The sequence below is a fragment of the Aeromonas sp. SE22 genome, assembly GCF_038739755.1.
GTDB classification, from domain to species: domain Bacteria; phylum Pseudomonadota; class Gammaproteobacteria; order Enterobacterales; family Aeromonadaceae; genus Aeromonas; species Aeromonas jandaei.
In genome coordinates this window covers 76,006-93,515 of record NZ_JBCGFD010000004.1, presented here as the reverse complement: position 1 = coordinate 93,515, position 17,510 = coordinate 76,006, and the positions used below count along the sequence as shown (strand labels likewise).

The following is a 17,510-nucleotide window of genomic DNA, read 5'->3' as shown; positions in this document are numbered from 1 at the left end:
CTTCCTATTGATGGTTATTCACCGTCCAGACCACGGATCGGCTTGATGGAACCCCACTGCCGGCAGGATGGGCACTGCCAGAACAACGAGTGAGTGGCAAAGCCGCACTGCCGACACTTGTGGGTTGATTTGATTTTGATCTGTTCGCCAACCAGCTGCTGCAACAGCTCGAGACTCTCCTTGGCAGGCCCCTCCTCTGCACTGGCCAGCTGAAAGCCGACCAGTTGATAGAACCCTTTCATGGAGGGGTGACGGCGCAACTGGCGTAGCACCAGGGCGCGAGCCTGACTCAAGCCATCGCGCTCCTCGACCAGCTGGGCCAGAGCCAGCGTAACCGTCACGCCAGCATGCTCTTCAACCGCTTTCTCGAGCAGCGGGATCAGGGTGTAAGTACGCCCCAATTGCTGATAGCACTCAAGCAGCTTGGGCATCGCTTCCGAGGCAAAATCGATGTCCTGCTCAAATACCCGCAGCAGCTCCTTGCTGGCCTGTTCATACTCCCCCTCTTCCATTGCCAGCTCAGCCAGACGCAGACTGGCGCGGGCACAGCCCGAATTGACGCTGAGCGCTCGCTTGAACTTGGCAAGCGCAGTGGACTTGTCGCCGTCACGCAGCGCGCTTTCAGCCTGCTCGCAATAAAAGTGGGAGATAGGTTCGGCCAGCTTCTTGCCTTGATACTTTTGCAGGCGAACCGCCACCGAGATGGCATTGTCCCAGTCACGCAGTTGCTGATGGATGATCAACAACTGGGCCAGCGCCGTCTCCTCGAAGTCACTGTCTTCACACAGCTCGTTCCAGAGCGCTTCGGCCCGGTCCAGCAAACCAGCGGCAAGAAAGTCACGGGCCAACTCCTGCAGCGCAAGCTGGCGCTGCTCGCGAGTCAACTGGCGGGTGACCAGGTTCTGGTGGATCTTGATGGCCCTGTCAACTTCACCACGCTGGCGAAACAGGTTGCCGAGAGAGATATGGGTTTCGATGGTTTCACTGTCCACTTCCAGCAGCTGGATAAAGAGATCCACCGCCTTGTCAGATTCATCGGACAGCAAATAGTTGAGGCCCGCCACATATTGGCGGGAAAACTGGTTACTCTGTTTCTGGGTGTCCTGGCGAACACTCCTGCGCCCCATGTACCAGCCATAACCGGCGGCAATGGGCAGCAGCAGGAAAAGCAGTTCAAGCATTGAGGAACATTATTCCTTACCCGCTGAACGGGCCAGCTCCAACTCGCGGGTTTGACGACGCATGGTGCGGTTGAGGGTGCGGTTTTGCAGCTTCAAGCGCAGGAAAAGCAAGCCGAATACCAGCCAGCCCAGCATGAAACCACCGGCAAAAAAGAATCCCAGCAACATGGCGAGGGAGAATTCGCCCTGAGCAATCAGGTAATTGAACTGAACCAGTTGGCCATTTTGTGAGCCTAACGCCAGGGTGAGGACAAACACCAGCACCAGCGGAATGAGGGCCAAAATACGCTTCATAAGAGCTCCCTGTCAGTATCTAATGAGAGGCTGATTATCCTTAAAATCACAGGCAGACTCTAGAGTGAATGGGAAAAGAGTTTGATAAACAAGATAGTTGGCACGATTTGTGTGCCAAAAACAAAAAAGGCATACCCGAGGTATGCCCATTTTCGCATTATTCGATGATGTTGACGCGCTCGCGCAACTCTTTGCCAGGCTTGAAGTGCGGGACATATTTCCCGGTCAGTTCAACCTTGTCCCCGGTCTTGGGGTTACGGCCCACACGAGGGGCACGATAGTGCAGTGAAAAACTGCCGAATCCACGGATTTCAATCCGGTCGCCGTTTTGCAAGGTCGACGCCATCTGCTCAAGGATCTCCTTGATGGCGGCTTCGACATCCTTGGCCGGCATATGCATGCGGCTGGCTGCCAGTTGTTCGATGAGATCTGATTTGGTCATAACGTTAAATCTCCTTCCCCGATCACATGCAATAATCATTTTGCCAGGATAAAAAAGGGCGGCGCAATGCCGCCCTTTTCTTGCATCAAGGATTACTCACCCTTGGCGGCTTTGAACGCTTCAGCCATAGCATTGCTGAACACAACTTCTTCTTGCTGGTTCAGGTTATCGATAGCAACGCGCTCGTCAGCTTCGTCCTTAGCACGGACAGACAGGCTTACGGTGCGGTTCTTACGATCAACGCCCATGAATTTAGCTTCAACTTCGTCACCAACAGACAGCACCAGAGTGGCGTCTTCTACGCGGTCACGAGCAGCGTCGGAGGCACGCAGGTAGCCTTCTACGCCGTCAGCCAGTTCGATAACGGCACCTTTGGCATCAACCTCGGTAACCTTACCCTTCACAATAGCACCTTTCTTGTTGTCAGACAGGTACTTATTGAACGGGTCTTCTTCGATCTGCTTGACGCCCAGGGAGATGCGCTCACGCTCCGGGTCAACTTGCAGAACAACGGCTTCGATCTCGTCGCCTTTCTTGAATTCACGAACTGCTTCTTCGCCCTGGTTGTTCCAGGAGATGTCAGACAGGTGAACCAGACCGTCGATGCCGCCGTCCAGACCGATGAAGATACCGAAGTCAGTGATAGACTTGATCTTGCCGGAAACACGGTCGCCTTTGGCGTGAGTTTCAGCAAACAGCTGCCACGGGTTGGATTTGCACTGCTTCAGACCCAGGGAGATACGACGACGCTCTTCGTCGATGTCCAGAACCATCACGTCAACCACGTCACCAACGTTAACAACTTTGGACGGGTGGATGTTCTTGTTGGTCCAATCCATCTCAGATACGTGTACCAGGCCTTCAACGCCTTCTTCGATTTCAACGAAGCAGCCGTAGTCGGTCAGGTTGGTCACGCGGCCAGACAGACGGGTGGTCTCCGGGTAACGCTTGGCGATAGCAACCCACGGATCTTCGCCCAGTTGCTTCAGACCCAGAGATACACGGGTACGCTCGCGGTCGAACTTCAGAACCTTGACAGCGATCTCGTCGCCAACGTTGACGATTTCGGAAGGATGCTTAACGCGCTTCCACGCCATGTCGGTGATGTGCAGCAGGCCGTCAACACCGCCCAGATCTACGAATGCACCGTAGTCGGTCAGGTTCTTGACGATACCCTTAACTTCTTGACCTTCTTGCAGGTTAGCCAGCAGGCTTTCACGCTCGGAGGTGTTCTCGGTTTCGATCACTGCGCGACGGGAAACAACAACGTTGTTGCGCTTCTGGTCCAGCTTGATGACTTTGAACTCGAGTTCTTTGTTTTCCAGGTGAGCGGTGTCACGGATCGGACGCACGTCAACCAGAGAACCCGGCAGGAAGGCACGGATGCCGTTCAGCTCAACGGTGAAACCACCCTTGACCTTGCCGTTGATGATACCGATAACGGTAGCTTGCTCTTCGTAAGCTTTTTCAAGCTGCAGCCAGGCTTCGTGGCGCTTGGCTTTTTCGCGGGACAGCTTGGTTTCGCCGAAACCATCTTCGATAGAGTCCAGAGCCACGTCAACGGAGTCACCTACGTTGATTTCCAGCTCGCCCATGGCGTTCTTGAATTCTTCAGCCGGGATAGCGGACTCGGATTTCAGACCGGCGTCAACCAGTACGAAACCGTTCTCGATAGCAACGACAGTACCCTTGACGATGGAACCTTGACGGGTTTCAACGGCGTTCAGGGACTCTTCAAAGAGTTGAGCAAAAGATTCGATCATTAGTTTATGTCACAAATGAAACATCCACTTGTCATCCAGCACAAGCGGGGTTGTTTTTAATAATCTGCGCCATCCATGGTGCAGACGACCGGATGTCAGCTTGCGCTGGCATCTCCGAGTTGTTGCTCTGCATAGGCGAGCACTGTTGCCAGTACCTCTTCTATGGTCATGGTGGTTGAATCCACCACGAGAGCATCTTCTGCCGGTTTCAGGGGGGCAACGGCGCGATTTCTATCGCGATCGTCACGCTCACGGATCTCGGTTAAAAGACACTCAAAGTTAACATCAAAGCCCTTATCTTGCAACTGCTTATAGCGGCGCTGAGCCCGCTCTTCGGCACTTGCGTCGAGGAAAATCTTCACTTCGGCTTCAGGGAAAACCACTGTACCCATGTCACGGCCATCAGCAATCAGCCCCGGCGCCTGACGAAATGCCCGCTGACGGCGCAGCAGCGCTTCACGCACGCGCGGGAATGCCGCGATTTTACTGGCGGCGTTGCCGACCTGCTCGGTCCGGATGGTACGGGAGACATCCTCCCCCTCCAGGATCACCTTGACCAGATCACCTTCCACCTGAAACTGCACATCCAGATTGGCGGCCAGCGGCACCAGCGCGGCTTCGGAATCGAGCTCGACATCATGATGCAGGGCAGCCAGTGACAACACCCGATAGATGGCGCCGGAGTCGAGCAGGTGCCAACCCAGCTTTTCTGCCAGCAACTGGCACAAGGTGCCCTTGCCCGCACCACTTGGGCCATCAATTGTCATTACGGGGGCCATCTGAGGCATAACTTCTCTCCTGCACAATGTTGCTCCCGCTCCTTGGAGCGAGTTAATGGGCGCCGATTATACCCGAATGTGCCGGCGCTGGCAGTTATCTGTCACCAGATTTGCGCAAAAGGGGAAAATAGGGATACCAACGACGCCATCTGTTGATTTGCTTCACTATTTCATTAATCAATGCGGGGACTTGTTCTTATGGTCGTCATCCAGAAGGCGCGCTAAACTGGGCCCCTTTTTCTGAGCAGTTGTAGTAAGGAGCAACCTATGAGCAGCGTTACCCTAGTGGCCAAATCCAAGTTGCCAACCCCTTGGGGCACCTTCACGCTGGTAGGTTTTCAGGAAACCGGCACAGGCAAGGATCACGCAGCCCTGGTGATGGGCGATATCACTGGTGCTGAACCCGTTCTCGGGCGTATTCACTCCGAATGTCTGACCGGCGACGCCCTGTTCAGTTTGCGCTGTGATTGCGGTTTCCAGCTGCAGGCCGCATTGGAGAACATCGCCAAGGCGGGCCGCGGCGTGCTGTTGTATGTCCGTCAGGAGGGTCGCGGTATCGGCCTGTTGAACAAGATCCGCGCCTATCACCTGCAAGATCAGGGCGCTGATACCGTTGAGGCCAACGTAGCGCTCGGCTTTGCCGCCGACATGCGCGACTACACCATCTGTGCCGACATGCTCAAACAGCTGGAGGTGCAATCCCTCAAGCTGATGACCAACAACCCGCGCAAGATGAAGGCGATGGAATCCTTTGGCATTCCGGTGGCCGAGCGAGTTCCCCTGCAGGAGGGGCGCAATCCCCACAACGAATTCTACCTCTCGACCAAGGCCAGCAAACTGGATCACATGTTGAAAAAGTGATGTTGGCTGACAGAGATGCTGACCGGCAATGAAAAACGCCTCCCTGTGGAGGCGTTTTTTATTTGTACTACAGGCCTCTCAGCGCTCGGGCAAGGTGGCCAGCAGCGCCTGCCACTCCCGCTGATTCGGTGCGGCAAGATACGCATCAAGCCGTTCACGGCTGAGCGTCGGAGCAAGCCGTGCAATAAAATCATAAAGATAGGCTGGCACGAATGCCCCTCTGCGCAGACCAATAGCCGCCATACCGGCCGGCAGATCGGGCAGCGCCTTCATCACCAGATCATCATCGCGGCCCGTTTCCCGGGCCAGCATTGCCATGATCCCAAACCCCATCCCCTGCCTGACATAGGTTTTCAGCACGTCGCTGTCACTGGCCAGACAGGCTATGCGATGCTCTTCATGATGGGCTGACGTTGGAGCCAATGATCGTCCGTCGCTGATCAGCGCCACATTGCCCAAGTCAGCCAGTGAACTCGGCGAGCGTGCCGCCACAGGATGGCCCGCTGGCACCACCAGCCCCCGCAGCCAGCGAAAGCTCGGCAGGATCAGCAACACCTCGTCGTGATGCTCTTCGATATCATCAAGCAACATCAGGTGAGCGCTACCGCTTTGCAGGGCACTGCAACATGTTGCTGCATCTCCCTGCATCAGGGTGAACGTCACCTTGGGAAAACGGGCGGTAAATCCCTTGATAAGGTCGGGGAGAATATAGCGAGCTTGCAGATGGGTCGCGGCGACGGTGAGTTGTCCCTGTTCCGGGTGGATATGAGCCCTCGCCATCGTCTTGATGGTTGCCACCTTCTCCAGCACGTCGGTCGCGACCTTGAGCACTTCCTGACCGATCGGGGTGATCCGGGTCAGATGCTTGCCGCTTCGCTCGAAGATCTGGATGCCAAGCTCATCTTCCAGCATTCGTACCTGCTTGCTGATCCCGGGCTGGGAGGTATAGAGGCTCTCGGCTGTCGCCGACAGATTAAGGCCGTGATTCGCCACTTCGACGATATAACGCAGTTGCTGCAGCTTCATGGCGCAATCCTCTGGCGGAGACACCACTAATAGTAAACAACTTTTGCCAGCCCACTGTCGATACGACCCGGCCCCATCAGGCCGGGCGATCTTTGAGCAAGAAATCGCGCAAGGCACGGTTGGCCATGGAGAGCGGATCACCCCGTCGCCACGCTACGCAGAGATCGAGAAAAATCGGAGGTTCGAAAGGCACGCCGCACAAGTCCGGCTCCTCCTCCAGCACCATCCGCAAAAAGGTGGTCACGGCAAAACCCTGACGCACCACAGCCTTGAGCAGGGGGATCAGGTTGCTCTCGAAGGCGATGTCGGGCTCAACCCCCAGCTTCTGCGCCAGCGCCTCCATGTGCTCCCGGTGGTAAAAGCCACGCCGGAACAGTGCCAGCTCCTGGGTAAAGAACTGGGCGAGCGTGACGGAGTCTGCGCCGCGCAGCGGATGATCCTCCCCCACCACCATCAACATCTCTTCGCTCAGCAGATGGGCCCCTTCAATGGCCGGGGGCAGATCACTGGTGATCAGGATGGCGAGATCCAGAGTGCCATCCACCATCCGGCTCAGCAGCTCCCGGGTGCCCGCCTCCTCCACCCGGATCTTGAGCCCGGGATAGCGGTGTTTGAAAGCCATCAGGCGCGAAGGAAAGTAGTAAGAGCCCATCATGTAGGGGATCCCGATACGCACCTCCCCCCGCTCCAGCCCCTTGAGCTCAGCCATCTCGGCCTCAGCCTGGTGCATCTGCAACAACAGACGCTCGGCGTGGCGACAGAGCACCTCCCCCTCCGGCGTCAGCCGTACCGCCCTGTCCTGACGGTCGAACAGGCGCAGCTCAAGCTGCTGCTCCAGCTTGGCAATGGCCATACTGATGGCGGGCTGGGCCACATGCAGGCTGTTGGCCGCCCGGGTAAAAGAGCCGGCATCCCTGACCGCCAGCAGATAGGTGAGTTGTTTCAGGTCCATGTATCAATTCATCTTATGAGATGGATAACTTAAATATATTATATTTATATCTATGCGTGCCTTACCCTGATGAAAAATGGTCAGGACGATATGCAATGATCGAAGCCGGTAGTCGTGAATGGATACGCGCCACCCTGGCGCTCAGCCTGGGATCCTTTCTGGTCTTTCTCAATCTCTATCAAACCCATCCCCTGCTCCCGCTGCTGGCTCAGGTCTTCTCGGTCAACTCGCTCGCCGCCAGCTGGACGCTGGCGGGCTGTACCGCCGGGCTGGCTACCTCCCTGCTGCTCTGTGCCCGACTGGCGGATCGCCATGGCCGTCGCCAGATCATGCTGGGAACCCTCACCCTGGCCATCCTGCTCTCCCTGCTGATCCCTCTCGTCGAACAGTTTCGCACCCTGCTCATACTGCGCGTGCTGCAAGGCGCGCTGCTTGCGGGCCTGCCGGCAACAGCTATCGCCTATATGGGCGAGGAGTTCAGCAAGCGGGCACTGCTCTCGGCGGTCGGAGTCTATATCGCCGCCAACTCCCTTGGTGGGATCGCGGGGCGCGTGGTGGGCGGGCTGCTGGCCGGCTGGTTTGGCGACTGGCAACACACCTTCCTCGGGGTTGGCGTGATCAGCCTGTCGCTCTTGCCGCTGGTCTTCTGGCTACTGCCAAAACAGGCCCGCTTTGTTCCCGTCAATCCGGCCCCGGGCCAGTTTGCCCGCGCCCTGCGTGGTCATCTGACCAACCCGCTGCTGGTGGGGGCCTATCTGATTGGCGGGCTCAATTTCATGGTCTTTTTGAACCAGTTCAGTTATCTCACCTTTTTGCTGGCCAAGCCCCCCTTCTCCCTGCCGACCCAGTGGCTCGGCATGCTCTTTCTCACCTATCTCTCGGGTACGGTCGCCTCTTCTCTCAGCGGTCGCTGCGCCAATCGCTGGGGTGCACAGCGCATGTTGCTTGGCGGCATTGCCCTCATGGCGCTCGGTAGCCTCTGCTTGCTGCAAGGCACTCTGCCCGCCATTTTGAGCGGCCTGCTCATCTCGAGCTTCGGTTTTTTCATGGCGCACGCTTGTGCCAGCGCCTGGGTCGGCCACCATGTCGAACACAATCGGGCGCTCGCCTCCTCCCTCTATCTGGTGGCCTACTATCTGGGCGCCAGTCTGGGCGGGCTCTACCTCCACCCCTTCTGGGAGAAGGGAGGGCTGGGCGGTCTGGTGCTGGGGATCGAGCTGGTGCTGCTCCTGACCGCAGGCCTTGGGATTTGGCTAGGCCGTCTGAAACAACGCGGCGAGCATGAGCTGACGCCTCACCACTTTGCGTAAACAAAGAAAAAGAGAGGGGCCCCCGGGTGCCCCTCTCTTCATCCGATATCAATCTTCCAAGCCCTTAGTGGGTCTCGAAATAGTCGTCGGGTACCGCCACTACCGAGCCAGTGGCCACCTCTTCGGCGATCACCTCCGCCAGCGGGCGCAGGTGAAACTTGATCTGCCCGGAAGGCAGCATCAGCGCCACATCGGGATTGCGACTATCCAGCATGTTGCCGGTTTTAAAGGGAAGCTTGGGATGGCACTCCACCAGCGCCTGAAGGGAAGGCACCACCAGCTCGATATGCTCAAGCCCGGCCTGATGAGTGCGGCCCGGTTTGGGCGCAGCCAGCTCGATGCAGGGAACGCGTACCGCTCCGACCTGCACTGGCTGATGCAGCTGATAAGTAGCGATGGGACGGCCACCTATCATCCCCTCCACCAACAACTCCCCTGCCCCCGTCAGCAACTCGTTGAGGTGCTGATATTCGGGCAAGGTAGCGGCACGATAGCAGAGGTGATCGATGTGAGGTTCAGTGAAAGAGAGGCCACATTTGGCCAATTCAGCCAGCAACCGGGAAACAAAAGGGGCCATCGGCCCCAAAGTAGAATCGAGTGGGTGAGACATGCTTACCATTTCTTCTTGGGTTGAAACAGGACATCGAGCTCGTCGGCTTCCTTGTCCTTGATGTTTTGCAGATCCTGCGCACTGTTTTGCTGCTGCAGCTCTTCGAGCTCCTTGAGCCCCTGCCGCATATCCTCTTCTCGAGCCAGCAGATAGGGATCCTTGTCCACTACGCTGGCCATGGCGGAGAGCCCTTTGGTGTAGAGCTGGCGGCAAGTGCCGTACTGGCCCTGAATGCGGGCATCCATCGCCCGCTTGACCAGATTCGAGATATTGATCTTCAGCTGCATCAGCTCGAGGCGGCGATCTTCCTGGGCAAACCCTTGCGGATCAATCTTGCCCTTGTTGTGCTCGACCCGCAGCACGGCACGCATCTTCTTGACCAGCTGCAGCATCTGGATGGCCTGGCGATCGGACTCGGGCGTCTTGAAGTGCCCCTCATCCTGCGCGCTGTAGTTCTCCTGCACATTCTTGATCTGGGTCTGAACATCGATGATGCGCTGCTTGATCTGGCTGTTTGGCATCACCTGGGCAATGGCGCGATAGGCATCCAGAATGCGGTGTTGCATCAGCAGCACCATGTTTTTGGAAAAGGGCACCAGATTGACGTTCAGCAGCACCTCTTCGGTCTCGTCAGCCACCGTTTTGTGTCTGGCAACCGCGTGGCGCTTGTCCGACTCAGCTTTCTGCTTATATTGCTGCACCACGTTATAGGCGATAACCAAAAACAGGAGTGCGCCAATCGACAGCAATACCAAAGTTAAAATCATAGGATGTTCAAACCCCTGTCCCAATCCAATTGCGTGATCCTACAACAGCTTACCCACTTAAGGTAGCCTGCAGATCCCCCCTTGCCCACGATTTGTCACCAAGCTGGGCGGCAGCTCCCGGAGAGATAGCAGGATCAAGAGGGGGCGCACAAGATGCACGCTCCCTTTTAGTATCGCCCATCAGGCTCATTACTTGAGGTTAAAGCCTCGGGATTGCAGGAAGCCCAGCATAAAAGGACGGGACTCCTTGGTCAGGATGGCACGGATCTGGCCGCTCCAGGTCTGCTGCTTGTTGTTGCTGCTGCGAGCCTGATAGTAGGCCTCAATCTGCTGATCGTAGTGAGCCAGCAAGTCGCGATCCAGCTCGCGCTGATAGCACTCCTGATGCACAACCAGTGCCCGTGGCAAACGGGGCTTCTGCTCAGGCTGCTGGGCAGGATGACCGAGGCAGAGGCCAAAGAGCGGGATCACCCGATCAGGCAAGCCCAGCAGCTCGCTCACCTCGGCCGGATGGTTGCGCAGACCACCGATATAAACCCCGCCGAGCCCCAGCGACTGCGCCGCCAGCAGGGCATTTTGCCCCATGATGGCACCGTCGATGGCACCGATCAGCAGCTGCTCCGCATAGCCGGTCTGGGCATCTGGCACTATCTGGCCGTGGCGGTGGTAATCGGCGCAAAACACCAGAAACTCCGCCGCTTGTTCAACATAGGGTTGATTGCCCGCCAGTTGTGCCAGCTGCTTGCGCGCTTCAGGCCCGGTCACCCGAATGATGCTGGTCACCTGCAGAAAACTTGAGGTCGATGCCGACTGGGCGGCGGCCAGAATGGCATCCAGCTGCTGCGAGCTGATGGGCTCGGCAGTGAACTGACGAATGGAACGATGGGAAAGGATAAGATCGATGGTCTGATTCATGGCACCTCCAGAGTGAGGTAACACCATAACGAAAAAAACGAGGGAGCCCAAGGCTCCCTCGCATACCCCGTTCAGGGGGCCGGATAGACATACGGTGCTTGCAACCCGAGCGGGAAGCCAAGTGCCCAGTAGAGCAGCAGGAAGATGGTCCAGCTCACCAGGAAGGCCAGCGAGTAAGGCAGCATCATGGAGACCAGGGTGCCGATCCCGGTGCTCTTCACATACTGCTGGCAATAGACCACCACCAGCGGGAAGAAGACCATCAACGGGGTGATGATGTTGGAAGCGGAATCACCGACACGGTATGCCGCCTGGGTCAGCTCGGGGGAGATCCCGACAGCCATCAGCATAGGTACCAGAATGGGGCTGATCAGCGCCCACTTGGCGGATGCCGACCCCACCACCAGATTGACGGTCGCGGTCAGCAGGATCATCCCGACAATGGTGATTTCACCGGGCAGCGCCAGTGCATGGAGCACCTCGGCACCGGAAAGGGCCAGCAGGGTGCCCAGATTGGAATCGCCAAACGCCTTGATGAAGAGCGCGCAGAAGAAGGCCATCACCATGTAGGAGCCCATCTTGTTCATGGTGGCCGACATGGCATCGATCACATCCTTGCCGCTCTTGAAGTTGCCCGCCACGAAGCCGTAGACAATCCCGGGCAGGATAAAGAGCAGGAAGATGAGCGGCACGATGGATTTCATCACGGGGGCGGCAAAAGTGGTCAGCGAACCATCGGCAGCACGCAGCGGGGAATCGCTCGGGGAGAGCGCCAGCGCCAGCAGCACGATGGCAGCCAGCATGGCAAACCCGGCCCAGTTGAAAGCACGGCTCTCCTGAGCGGTGTAGCTTCCCATTTCGTCGGCACTCTCCAGATCGTCATTGAGCTCGACATGCTTGAGACGGGGCTCCACTACCTTCTCGGTGACAAACCAGCCGACGCAGATGATCAGCAGGGAGGATGCACCGGTAAAGATGATGTTGCACAGGGTATTGACCATGTACTCGGGGTCAAGGATTTGCGCAGCTGACTGGGTAAAGCCCTGCAGCAAGGCATCGCCACCGGATGGCAGGAAGTTGGCGGCGAAACCGCCTGAAACACCGGCAAACGCGGCAGCGATACCCGCCAGCGGATGACGCCCCGCGGCGTGGAAGATGATGCCGCCAATGGGGATCACCAGCACATACCCCGCATCCGCTGCGGTATGACTGACGATGGCCACCAGGATCAACATGGGGGTGAGGAAACGGGCCGGGGTCACTTTCAGCAGCTTTTTCAGGCCGGTATTGATAAAACCGGACTGCTCGGCCACCCCTACCCCCAGCATAGCCACCAGCACGATGCCTAACGGGGCAAAGCCGGTAAAGGTCGTGACCATGGTGGAGAGAAACTCGGCCAGACCGGCGCCAGTCAGCAGGTTGTTGACCACTACCGCTTCGCCAGTACGGGGATTGACCAGATCAAACTGGAATTGGGACAACACCCAGGAGCCGACCCAGACGATCAGCAGGGCGTAGAGAAACAGCATGGCGGGGTCGGGTAACTTGTTCCCGGCTTTCTCGACGCCATTGAGGAAACGGTTCAGCCAGCCACTGGGTGGGCTGGCCGGGCGGGCCTTGGTTGCAGCATGACTCATTATTGCGATTCTCCTTTCCCTAGAAATGAGGCCGCATGCTAGCAATCCTTACCGTTAACACCTATGACGCACTGCAAAGAATCGATTAATTTAGATTAATTAATTCAATATAAAATGCCAAATTGTGGCCTGACGCACATTCACTATCCTGCCATTCAAATGCTGACCAGTGGATAACGCCCTACCGGACACTCGACCACAAAGCCGCTCTCCTCGACTTGTGCCACAGTCAGCGGCTTGCTGAAGAGATAGCCCTGGAACACATGGCACCCCTGAGTCTGCAGTGCATCAAGCTCATGTGGCTCCTCTACCCCTTCGGCCATGATGCCGAGACCAAGGCTGGTGGCCATGGCGGCTGTCGCCCGGATCACCGGCAGATTGAGCCCGACCACAAAGGAGCGATCCAGCTTGATGGTGTCGATAGGCAACCGATTGAGGTAGGCCAGTGACGAGTAGCCGGTGCCGAAGTCGTCGATGGCGATATTGATCCCCTGATCACTCAAGGCATCCAGAATACCGAGACACCCCTTCATATCGAGCATCAATACGGTTTCGGTCAGCTCCAGAGTCAGGAGCGATGCCTCAACGCCATACAGCTCAAGCAGCTGATGCACCTGCACCGGCAACGAGGAAGAGAGCTGGAAACCGGAGAGGTTCACCGAAACGGGCACTCGCTTGCCAAACTGCTTTTCCCACTGCGCCACCTGAGCCAGCGCGGTGCCAAGCACCCAGCTGCCGATCTCGCGGATCAGCCCCATCTCCTCGGCCAGCGGAATAAACTCCACAGGCGAGACATGACCGAGTATCGGGTTGTACCAGCGCAGCAGCGCTTCGTAGCCAATCAGCGCGCCTTTTGCTGTATCCACCTGCGGCTGGTAACAGAGACTCAGCTCCTGTCGGCCAATTGCCTTGGCCAGGAACTGTTTGAGGTTCAACTTGCGCTGCAGGGTCTGCTGCATGCTGGGAGTAAAACGCTGCCAACGCAGCCGTCCCATCTGCTTGGCCTGATACATGGCCATATCGGCCCGGGTGATCAGGTTGTCACCGTCATCCGCGTCATCGGGATAGATGGCAATACCGATACTGCCGCCAATGGTCACTTCCGGCAGGCCACTCAGTTGCAGCGGGCGCGTCATCTGGGAGAGCATCTGATCGGCGATTTCCTGAGCCCGTTCGCCGTTGCTGCCAAGCGGCACCAGCGCGGTAAATTCATCCCCGCCAAGGCGCGCCAGCTCCACGTCTCGCGGGCAAATCTGCTTGAGACGACCGGCGACCCGCTCCAGCAGGCGATCGCCCGCCTTGTGGCCGTAGTTGTCGTTGACCAGCTTGAAGTTGTCCAGATCCATGAAGACCAGCGCGAAACGCTCGCCCAGGCCGCAATAGGCCTCGAGGGATTTCATCAAGCCATAGCGGTTGAGCAATCCGGTCAGGGAGTCGTGCCAGGCAAGGTGGCGATGCTCCAGCTCTTCGAGTTTGCGATCGGTGATATCCCGCATGGTGAGCAGGATCCGCGCCCCTTGCTGGATATAACGGAACTGATACTGGAACCAGCGCATCCCCTTGAGGGTTCGGCACTCCCCCTCGGTTACTACCTCATCAAGACGGGACAGCTTCTGGTAAAAGCCGCCATCCTTGTTGGCAAAAACCTGGGAGAGCTGGGTGATCCGGTGGCCAAAGCACATCTCGAAGTGGTAATTGCCACTCTCGAACGCCCCTTTGCTGTCAAACAGACAGGCCAGGGTATCGCCAGTCGCCAGAGAAGATTCCTGATAGAGGGTATCCGAGTCGAGCACCGCCTCGGTCATCATCATCAAACGCCCCGCGATCTGCACCCCGGAAAGACGCAGATAAATCTGCTTTTTGATCCCCTTTGGAGAGAGGGTCCACCACTCGTTGTAGCTGCGCCCCAGCTGAAAATCGCCGAGATAGCGCTGCAGCAGCAGATCGATGGCGGTTGCCATATCGGCAGAGAAATCCCGCGCGCACAACTCGTCGAGGGAGGCAGCCTCCCACACCAAGAGTGCGGCACGGTTTGCCCAGAAAATATGGTGATGCTCGATGTCATACACCCAGATCGGTGTATGCAGCACGTCCATGGTTTTCAGTAACCGTTCATCAAGCGTATTCATCTGGTTAATGTCATTCATGCGGAAGGGTCACTGGCCACCGGAAAACGGATCACGCAAGCTGCTACAGGCAGAATGCAAGATGCAAATATCTCTCGACTCGTATCTCACTAACCTGGTCAAGAGCAGGAAAACCATTTCATATATCGACGACAGAGCTGCATATCTTGAATTACTGACAATGACGCAATCCGAAGCTCACTCTGTCAAAAAACATTGTCTGCTCGATTTTTATCTTTTTTTCTCAGATAAAACAAGCACTAAGAGTTGCTCACTCGAGACCATACAGGTCAATTTTTCAATTCAATACAATATCTTTACTATCAATAAACTAATCAAAAACAATAACTCTCGCTCTACTCTGCGATAAAACTTTCATTAATTAACCAAGCGGATGGTTAAACAGACAAAAAGACGCCAGCATGTGCAAAAATGAAGCAATGACGGCAAAATGTCGGTTCATAAATTCAGGTGATGTTTGAAAAGAGACAAAACTGCAAATATATGACCTGGCTCACATTTTCTTGCAACGGAAAATAGCCGACCAGAGGGAGCGATCATCCCCTCTGTCACCCACCGGTTGCAGTTTCTGGCAAGAGATAAGGCTGTTTTTCAGATCAGCACCTCCTTGTATCGCCAATCAGCACCCTGCGAAACTAACCTCTCCTGCCCGGACCAGCAGCCAGCCTTCACACTACCTATAAGTGAGTAACAAAATAGTATCAATAGAAATCGAACCCAGATCAATTAAACGCTGAATTACGCTTGCCAACCCTGAATGCTCTTTTTAAGGTGGCCCCCTTGTTACACCAAGAACAGCGTTTATGAAGCACATCGAAGAGTTCTACCTGTTCGTCAAGGTGGTGCAAGAGGGAGGTTTCTCCCACGCCGCAGCCGCACTGGGCATGCCAACAGGCACCATCAGTCGACGCATATCCCAGCTTGAAGAGCATCTGGGATGTTCCCTGCTACACCGCTCGACCCGCAAACTTCGAATGACCGACGAGGGGCTGCGCTACTATGAGCGCCTCTGCACCCCGCTTGGCGAAATCGAACAGGCCACCGGCGAGATCCGGGGCAAAGAGGCCGACATCTCCGGCATTATCCGGATTGCTGCGCCCATCGCCCTCTCCAATACCATCCTGATCGATATGCTGGCCGAGTTCGGGTTGCACTATCCCGCGGTGCAATTCGAGATCTCCCAGACCAACGATCACCAGCACCTGTTCGATAACGACCGGGATCTGGTCTTCTTCAACGGTGAGCTGCCCCAATCACTGCCCAATGCGCGCTGTCTTGGCCACATCGAGTACGGGCTCTTTGCCTCACCGCTCTATCTGGCCAAAAAAGGGACTCCAGCCCACCCCAATCAGCTGGAAGAGCACGATCTCATCTACTGCTGGCCTCACCAGCACTGGCAGCTGACCGACAAAGAGGGGCAGCTTGTCTGCATCAAACGGGGGGCCAAGCTGGCGGTTAACCAGACCCAGGCGGCCGTGCGTGCCGCCAGACGCCACCTCGGGATCGTCAATGCCCCGCTCCACTACGTGCATAGCTTCTTGCAGGATGAGCAGTTGCGCCCGGTGCTGCCCGACTGGCAAACCGGCAATCGCCCCTTCTACATGCTCTGCTGCCAGCACCAGTTCGCCCCGTTGCGTGTTAAGATGTTTGCTGAATTTGTTGAAAAATATTCCGCGCGCTATCGCAACAGACAGTGGGACAATCAATTTTCACAAGGTGATACCCTCACCCATTGCATCTGACCGTTAGCGGGCCACACTTAATAGCACTCCTTGCCAACAGAGCCTGCCTAACACCATGAATGTATTGATCTGTGATGACTCCGGGTTCGCCCGCAAACAGTTGGCGCGGGCCCTCCCCGCCGACTGGAAAGTCGACTTGCACTATGCAGCCAATGGTCTCGAAGGGATCGAGCAGGTGCTGATGGGCCATGGTGACCTCATCTTTCTCGACCTCACCATGCCAGAAATGGATGGTTATGGCGTGCTGGAGACCCTCCAGCGGGAAGGGCTGCGCAACAAGGTCATCGTCGTCTCCGGCGACATCCAGCCAGAGGCCTATCAACGGGTGATGGGGCTGGGTGCGCTCGATTTCATCAAGAAACCTGCGGCCCCCGAAACCCTGCTTGCCCTGCTCAAACAGCACGGTTTCTGGAGTGCAGAGCCAGGCAACACGGCCGCAACGGCTGCGGCGCCAACCGGTGGCGTCGTCGCCGATGCAGGCGTCAAGATCACTCCGGAGATCCGCGACGTTTATCAGGAGCTGGCCAACGTCTCCATGGGCCAGGCAGCCGACCTGCTGGCCCGGCTGCTCAACGCCTTCGTGGTATTGCCGATCCCCAACGTCAACGTGCTGGAAGTATCAGAGTTGCATATGGCACTTTCTGCCGCCGCCGACTCGGATACCCTCTCCGCCGTCTGTCAGGGCTTTATCGGAGCGGGGATCGCCGGCGAAGCGCTGATCCTGTTCCATGACTCCAGCTTCAAGGATCTGGCCAAGCTGATGAACCATCAGGGAACGCTGGATCGCACTGCTGAGCTGGAGCTGCTGATGGATACCGCCAACGTGCTGATCGGTGCCTTCCTGCGCGGCTACGCCAACCAGCTCGACACCCCCTTCAGTCAGGGCCATCCGGTGGTACTCGGCCAGCACAGACCCATCAACGAGCTCATCAACACCAACAAGAGCCGCTGGCGCCGCACGCTGGCCATCGAGATCAACTACCGGATCCAGGATTACGCGGTACAGTGCGATCTGCTGCTGCTGTTTACCGAAGATTCCATCGCCACCATGAACAACAAAATCATGCACATGCTCTAGGAGTGA

At 56.9% G+C, this 17,510-nt stretch carries 16 protein-coding genes; 4 read left to right on the top strand and 12 right to left on the bottom strand.

Annotated features, from left to right (window positions below; translation table 11 throughout):
* Window positions 1-14: 14 nt before the first annotated feature.
* From lapB to cmk, 5 genes are all read right to left on the bottom strand, one after another.
* Entirely contained in the window at window positions 15-1,181 is a 1,167-nt protein-coding gene (gene lapB / locus AAHA39_RS09900; RefSeq protein WP_320655937.1) for a lipopolysaccharide assembly protein LapB, read from the bottom strand.
* 9 nt (window positions 1,182-1,190) lie between these two features.
* Window positions 1,191-1,475 carry a LapA family protein gene (locus AAHA39_RS09895; RefSeq protein ID WP_041207461.1) on the bottom strand — a complete coding sequence of 95 codons (285 nt, stop codon included), beginning with the start codon at window positions 1,473-1,475 and terminating at the stop codon, window positions 1,191-1,193.
* Between the two features lie 157 nt (window positions 1,476-1,632).
* Entirely contained in the window at window positions 1,633-1,917 is a 285-nt protein-coding gene (gene ihfB, locus AAHA39_RS09890; protein WP_005299934.1) for an integration host factor subunit beta, read from the bottom strand.
* 92 nt (window positions 1,918-2,009) lie between these two features.
* Window positions 2,010-3,680 (bottom strand): 30S ribosomal protein S1, encoded by a 1,671-nt coding sequence (rpsA, locus tag AAHA39_RS09885; protein WP_005299919.1) that lies wholly within the window; start codon window positions 3,678-3,680, stop codon window positions 2,010-2,012.
* Between the two features lie 95 nt (window positions 3,681-3,775).
* A complete protein-coding gene (gene cmk / locus AAHA39_RS09880; RefSeq protein ID WP_041207460.1) occupies window positions 3,776-4,468 on the bottom strand; it encodes a (d)CMP kinase in 693 nt (230 codons plus the stop codon).
* Between the two features lie 258 nt (window positions 4,469-4,726).
* Here cmk and ribA point away from each other — a divergent pair, with 258 nt between their 5' ends.
* Window positions 4,727-5,320, top strand: a complete 594-nt coding sequence (ribA, locus tag AAHA39_RS09875; RefSeq protein WP_033114555.1) for a GTP cyclohydrolase II — start codon at window positions 4,727-4,729, stop codon at window positions 5,318-5,320.
* A 78-nt stretch (window positions 5,321-5,398) separates the two neighbouring features.
* Here ribA and AAHA39_RS09870 read toward each other — a convergent pair whose 3' ends face one another.
* Window positions 5,399-6,346 (bottom strand): LysR substrate-binding domain-containing protein, encoded by a 948-nt coding sequence (locus AAHA39_RS09870; RefSeq protein ID WP_320655936.1) that lies wholly within the window; start codon window positions 6,344-6,346, stop codon window positions 5,399-5,401.
* Between the two features lie 76 nt (window positions 6,347-6,422).
* Window positions 6,423-7,298 carry a LysR family transcriptional regulator gene (locus AAHA39_RS09865; RefSeq protein ID WP_219277320.1) on the bottom strand — a complete coding sequence of 292 codons (876 nt, stop codon included), beginning with the start codon at window positions 7,296-7,298 and terminating at the stop codon, window positions 6,423-6,425.
* Window positions 7,299-7,393: 95 nt separating this feature from the next.
* On the opposite strand from AAHA39_RS09865, the gene AAHA39_RS09860 reads away from it, so the two are divergent.
* Entirely contained in the window at window positions 7,394-8,608 is a 1,215-nt protein-coding gene (locus AAHA39_RS09860) for an MFS transporter (protein ID WP_320655935.1), read from the top strand.
* 64 nt (window positions 8,609-8,672) lie between these two features.
* Here the strand turns inward: AAHA39_RS09860 and AAHA39_RS09855 are convergent, their stop codons facing one another.
* From AAHA39_RS09855 to AAHA39_RS09835, 5 genes are all read right to left on the bottom strand, one after another.
* The gene (locus AAHA39_RS09855) at window positions 8,673-9,227 is read right to left on the bottom strand and encodes a VOC family protein (RefSeq protein ID WP_320655934.1); all 555 of its coding nucleotides are present in this window, start codon (window positions 9,225-9,227) and stop codon (window positions 8,673-8,675) included.
* Complete coding sequence (locus AAHA39_RS09850) at window positions 9,221-9,985, bottom strand: hypothetical protein (protein ID WP_033114550.1); 765 nt, start codon at window positions 9,983-9,985, stop codon at window positions 9,221-9,223. Before AAHA39_RS09850 ends, AAHA39_RS09855 begins: the two co-directional genes overlap by 7 nt.
* 189 nt (window positions 9,986-10,174) lie before the next feature.
* On the bottom strand, window positions 10,175-10,900 hold the full coding sequence (gene nfsA, locus AAHA39_RS09845; protein ID WP_320655933.1) for an oxygen-insensitive NADPH nitroreductase: 726 nt from the start codon (window positions 10,898-10,900) through the stop codon (window positions 10,175-10,177).
* Between the two features lie 71 nt (window positions 10,901-10,971).
* Window positions 10,972-12,537, bottom strand: a complete 1,566-nt coding sequence (locus tag AAHA39_RS09840) for an AbgT family transporter (RefSeq protein WP_320655932.1) — start codon at window positions 12,535-12,537, stop codon at window positions 10,972-10,974.
* Between the two features lie 155 nt (window positions 12,538-12,692).
* Window positions 12,693-14,633 carry a putative bifunctional diguanylate cyclase/phosphodiesterase gene (locus AAHA39_RS09835; protein ID WP_320655963.1) on the bottom strand — a complete coding sequence of 647 codons (1,941 nt, stop codon included), beginning with the start codon at window positions 14,631-14,633 and terminating at the stop codon, window positions 12,693-12,695.
* A gap of 854 nt (window positions 14,634-15,487) precedes the next feature.
* Here AAHA39_RS09835 and AAHA39_RS09830 point away from each other — a divergent pair.
* Together AAHA39_RS09830 and AAHA39_RS09825 are read left to right on the top strand one after the other, a co-directional pair.
* Complete coding sequence (locus AAHA39_RS09830) at window positions 15,488-16,426, top strand: LysR family transcriptional regulator (RefSeq protein ID WP_041207450.1); 939 nt, start codon at window positions 15,488-15,490, stop codon at window positions 16,424-16,426.
* Between the two features lie 55 nt (window positions 16,427-16,481).
* Window positions 16,482-17,504 (top strand): response regulator, encoded by a 1,023-nt coding sequence (locus tag AAHA39_RS09825; RefSeq protein WP_043851470.1) that lies wholly within the window; start codon window positions 16,482-16,484, stop codon window positions 17,502-17,504.
* Window positions 17,505-17,510: the final 6 nt, after the last annotated feature.